Consider the following 409-nt stretch of genomic DNA (forward strand, 5'->3'; position numbering starts at 1 on the left):
GCATACGTCCGTGATCCAGCGGGAAGCCTACGAATATTACAGGACGCCGCGCTGCAGTTATTCGACGTCCGTCAACCGCTACCTTGTTTCCAGCAATGACAAGCTGGCGGCCTTCGATGCCTTTGCCTATCTGGATACGGTATCGCCCCGTCCTCTGCTGTTCATCGTGGGCAGCCGGGCGGATACGCTCTACTTCACGGAAGATGCCTACCGGAGGGCCAGGGAGCCCAAGAAGATCCATGTGGTGGAAGGGGCCAGCCACGTGGACCTGTACGACAAGCCGGAATACGTCACCCAGGTGGTGGCGGCCCTGAAGGACTTCTTCGGCAAGGCGCTGTAGGCACATCCAGTCTCTTGCTGCCGGTGCTGCCCTTGTGGGGCTGCCTCCTCCGGCAGCAAGGACCAGGCG

1 protein-coding gene is annotated in these 409 nt (G+C 61.1%); it reads left to right on the forward strand.

Translation table 11 applies throughout. From position 1 onward, the window contains the following. Positions 1-340 (forward strand): alpha/beta hydrolase (locus tag JWG43_RS18925; RefSeq protein ID WP_205244451.1); only part of this gene is annotated, 340 nt, incomplete at its 5' end. Between the last annotated feature and the right edge of the window lie 69 nt (positions 341-409).

Source organism: Desulfobulbus alkaliphilus (genome assembly GCF_016918545.1).
Taxonomy (GTDB): domain Bacteria; phylum Desulfobacterota; class Desulfobulbia; order Desulfobulbales; family Desulfobulbaceae; genus Desulfobulbus; species Desulfobulbus alkaliphilus.